We start from the raw sequence: 3,730 nt of genomic DNA, 5'->3' as shown, positions 1-3,730 counted from the left end.
CCGATCACGAGCGTTATCTGGGTGCTGTCAAGGGGGTGAAGCAAGATTGTGCGGGAGCGGCATGTAATCGACGTCAGTTACTGGCAGGCGAGCTCGTACCCGCTGTGCTTGGCGATGGGGCGGTAGGTGGCGCCTGGATGGAGTCGGGTAGCGACCTCAAGAGCGCTGCCCCAGTCGTGTGGTGTGCCTCCGGCTATCCGGTCGATGAGGATGCAGTCCGGGGTGGGGTTGGAGTTTCCGAGCCAGTAGACGTCGTGGTCGTCGACAAGGTAGGACATGAGGCCAATGTCGGTCTCAACAGAGGAGCCAGCAGGAATCGCCTCAAGGATTGTGGTCGCTGCGTCAGCCCGGTCGGGCTGATCCCACGAGTTGGGTGCGAGAAGCGACCATAGCGGGAGTGTGGGTAGGAGCACTGTTGCTGCTGTGACGGCGATCGCGGCGCCGTGGCGGCTATAGCTGCGAAGCCAGGCCCACCGGGCAGTGGGCCCGCGGTTGATGGCATCTAGGAGTGCGACGAACACGATCGGCATGAGGACGGCGCTGTAATGCCAGCTTGGGCCCCAGTAGCCATGGTTGCTTGAGAGGAAACGCCACGCGAGGGTCGGCAGGAGGACGAGCGCGATCGGTGACCGGAGGATGAGCCCGCCGCTGATTACCAGGATCAGGGCGAGCGTGAGTCCTTTCGATGGGTGAAAGAGCCCGCCAGGGTCGCCAAGGAGTGTCAGCGGGTTGGCGTTACTCGCGTACGCCCAGGAACCTTGAGGGTTGAGGAGTGGGAGCACGATGAACACCGCGATCGCGAACCAGCCCACGCCCCAGACCGTGAGCCAGAGCCCAAGCGGCTTACGCGAGCGGTAGGCGACAAGCAGACCGATAATCGCGACGGTGAGGCCGAGATCTTCCTTGACGAAGACCAGGGGGGCCGCCCACAGCACGGTAGCGAGATCGCGGCGCTCGACCAGCGCGCTGAGCGAACAGGTCAGCAGAGGGACCGCGAGGGCGATCTCGTGGAACTGTGCTTCGGCGGCATACTGCAAACCCCAGCTGAAACCGAACGCGAGTCCGATGAGCACGCCGCCCGCGACGGTGCCAAGGCTGCGCGTCGCGGTGCGGGTGAGTATTGCTGCGGCGACCGCGAAACACACCGCTTGAACGGCGAGCAGTGTGAACGCGTGGGGCGCGATCGCGTAGACGGGTGCAATCAGAGCGAGGAGGGGGTGGAAGTGATCGCCGAGGAGGTTGTACCCGTCGCCTTTGATGTTCACGATGGGCGGTTGCATCCGGGCGTAGTTGTCGAGCAGCTGGGCGAAGATGCTCAGGTCCCAGGACTTCACGGTGAACTGCGACCACTGCCATGCCGCGTAGACGATGTACATCGTCGCGACGATCACCCCGACCACGCACGGGGCTATCCATCCCGTGCGCCTGTGCCGATCGGGCAGCGGTGGCGCCGTGGGCAGCGCCCGGATCGGTGTGATTGTCACCGGAGTGACTCCAGACTGAGATCGCTGCACGCCACGCCATCCTGCTCCGGGAAGACCGCGAGCGTTCCGTCACGCTGGGAGCAAACGAACAGCTCGGGCACGGGATGGATCCGCCCATCGTTGGGGGGCGGTCCGTCGTTCTCACCACCGAGTACGCCGATACGCCATACGGACTCACACAGGTCGATGGCGCGGGCGACCCGGTCGTCTCCGACCGGCGACGGATCGCCGACCTGCTGCGCGCGGCTCTGCAACGAGGGCGACTCGTAGCAGTACGCGGAGTTGTGCCGCAGTTCCGCGGATGCAAGGGCGATCAGCGCCCCACCCGTGGTGGCAGCGACGAGCACGCCGGCGCCGATGAAGATGCTGACCCGCTTGGGAGACCGGCTCCGGTTGCGGCGTCGCCGGACCTCGCGCATCAGGTTGTCGCGCATCCGGTCGTAGTTCGGCTCGTCAATTGTCATTGGTCTATCTGCTTCCTCAACGCTCCGCGCACCCGGGACAGGCGGTTCCGCACAGCCGAGTGACTGGTGCGGAGCTGGTACGCGGCCTGCTTGTAGCTGAGTCCCTCGACCACGCAGAGCCGAAATACGTCCTGGTCGATCTGCGGAAGGGCCGCAACGATCCTTCCGACCTGTTCGAGTTCCATTTTCCGCGCTGCTTCGGCATCCACCTCGCGCGGGGAGGTGAGATCGTCTGCACTCAGCGCAGTCGTGACCCGCTGCGTCAGACGCCTACTTGCCCGCTGAACGTTGAGGGCAAGGTAGTTTGCGGTGGTCAGCAACCACGGCAGGCAAGATGTGCCGGTTAGGTCAATACGACGGCACTTGCGCCACAACAGCAGAAACGCGTCTTGGGTCACTTCCTCGGCGTCTGACGCGGAGTCCACCTTGCTCCGCGCGAGCAGATACACCGCCCGGACGTGACGGTCATGGAGTTCGCTCAGAGCGGTGTCGTCTCCATCGCGCAGTCGCCGCATCAGTGGCACATCGTCGTCGACATGAGCAGCCGAGGCGAGATCTTGCCGATCCCGGGACGCGCGCGCGGGCTCCGCCACCTGCGACTCCCTCCGGCACACGACTCTTCTCGTACCCCATGTTCCCCCACCGTGTGGGTCGGCCGGGGCGACTGTCCGTTCGGACCAAAGGGTCTCAGTATTCGTCGAGGTCTGGCGTGTGAGCAGCGATCGTCGCAAGGCTCTGAACGAAGATCGCCGATCCGAAGGGAACAGACCAACATCATGAAACGTCCACTCGCCGCCCTCGCCGCATCGTTGCTCATGATCGGAGCCGCCGCCATCACGGCGCCCGCGGCAACTGCCGACACCATCGACCGCACTCAGAGCTGTTGGCAGGAGCTCGACACCGGGAAGTCCCTGTGCGTCGACGCCGACGCCAACCTGGCAGACGCCGTGTACGAGGCATACGGCATCGTCCTGTCCACGCCCGACGGGGCACTCGAAGTCAGCGACGAACTCGTCAACGACTCCAGCAGTGCTCGCTCCGATGTCGCGCCGCTGGCAAGCACCGTGATCGGCATCTTCTACGAGCACAACAACTACGGCGGTGCCTCGTACGCAGCGAGCGTGACCCAGAACGGCTGCTACGGCTATGCCCACGGCTACACGAGCCTCGCCGGGATCGGCTGGGACAACCGGATCACGTCGTTCCGGTCATACTCGAACTGCAAGACCGCGATCTTCGAGAACACCAACTACGGTGGCGCGTCCTACGGTTACTACGTGAACTCCAGCAACGTCGGCGCCGCGATGAACGACCGCGCCTCGTCGATCCGTTGGGCAGCGTGACCCACACCGCCGCGAGGGCGACGACCGTGCGCCCTCGCGTGATCGCCGCGGTTGCAGTGATCCTGTTCGTCATCGCGTCCGTGTGGGCGGGGCTTCCCGCCCACGCGACCGTAGATGATGATCCTCTGAGTGGCTTCACGCAGGCTGAGAGGGATCTGTTCGAGTCCGGTGAGCCGGCAATCCTGACGGTGGACCCCGCAACCGGCGAGTTCGTGGCGATCGATGCCGCGACGTCGCTAGTGCAGCCGTTCGGCGTGGTGCCGAACTGCAGCGGTGACCGGGCCTGCTGGCAGGGCTATCTGTCACCGCACCTGTGTGGGCTGTGTCAAGCTTCGTAGACGATCTCTTTGTGGATTTCAGGCCGCGGTTGCGGTCTGGGCGTAGTAGGCGGCCCGGGTCTCGGCGGGGGTGCGGTAGCCGAGGGTGGAGTGCAGCCGGC

Annotated in this window: 5 protein-coding genes; 2 read left to right on the top strand and 3 right to left on the bottom strand. The window is 64.9% G+C overall.

Annotated features, from left to right (window positions below):
- Positions 1-77: 77 nt before the first annotated feature.
- From ACYVJ0_RS13430 to ACYVJ0_RS13420, 3 genes are all read right to left on the bottom strand, one after another.
- Positions 78-1,376: a DUF2079 domain-containing protein gene (locus ACYVJ0_RS13430; protein ID WP_460818355.1), complete on the bottom strand. Its 1,299-nt coding sequence runs from the start codon at positions 1,374-1,376 to the stop codon at positions 78-80.
- 104 nt (positions 1,377-1,480) lie between these two features.
- Entirely contained in the window at positions 1,481-1,948 is a 468-nt protein-coding gene (locus tag ACYVJ0_RS13425; RefSeq protein ID WP_460818354.1) for a hypothetical protein, read from the bottom strand.
- Positions 1,945-2,541 carry an RNA polymerase sigma factor gene (locus tag ACYVJ0_RS13420; RefSeq protein ID WP_460818352.1) on the bottom strand — a complete coding sequence of 199 codons (597 nt, stop codon included), beginning with the start codon at positions 2,539-2,541 and terminating at the stop codon, positions 1,945-1,947. The genes ACYVJ0_RS13425 and ACYVJ0_RS13420 overlap by 4 nt, the downstream gene beginning before the upstream one ends.
- Positions 2,542-2,724: 183 nt before the next feature.
- On the opposite strand from ACYVJ0_RS13420, the gene ACYVJ0_RS13415 reads away from it, so the two are divergent.
- Together ACYVJ0_RS13415 and ACYVJ0_RS13410 are read left to right on the top strand one after the other, a co-directional pair.
- Entirely contained in the window at positions 2,725-3,291 is a 567-nt protein-coding gene (locus ACYVJ0_RS13415) for a hypothetical protein (protein ID WP_056208535.1), read from the top strand.
- On the top strand, positions 3,288-3,629 hold the full coding sequence (locus ACYVJ0_RS13410; RefSeq protein WP_460818350.1) for a hypothetical protein: 342 nt from the start codon (positions 3,288-3,290) through the stop codon (positions 3,627-3,629). The genes ACYVJ0_RS13415 and ACYVJ0_RS13410 overlap by 4 nt, the downstream gene beginning before the upstream one ends.
- Positions 3,630-3,730 lie beyond the last annotated feature (101 nt).

This window comes from Microbacterium petrolearium (genome assembly GCF_054782875.1).
The sequence above is the reverse complement of the archived record's forward strand: the minus strand, read 5'-3'. Positions and strand labels throughout refer to the sequence as shown.

Excerpts from the sequence above, each read along its gene's own strand:
- ACYVJ0_RS13425 (WP_460818354.1), bottom strand. The coding sequence starts at position 1,948 with ATGACAATTGACGAGCCGAACTACGACCGGATGCGCGACAACCTGATG.
- ACYVJ0_RS13415 (WP_056208535.1), top strand. The coding sequence starts at position 2,725 with ATGAAACGTCCACTCGCCGCCCTCGCCGCATCGTTGCTCATGATCGGA.
- ACYVJ0_RS13430 (WP_460818355.1), bottom strand. The coding sequence starts at position 1,376 with ATGTACATCGTCTACGCGGCATGGCAGTGGTCGCAGTTCACCGTGAAG.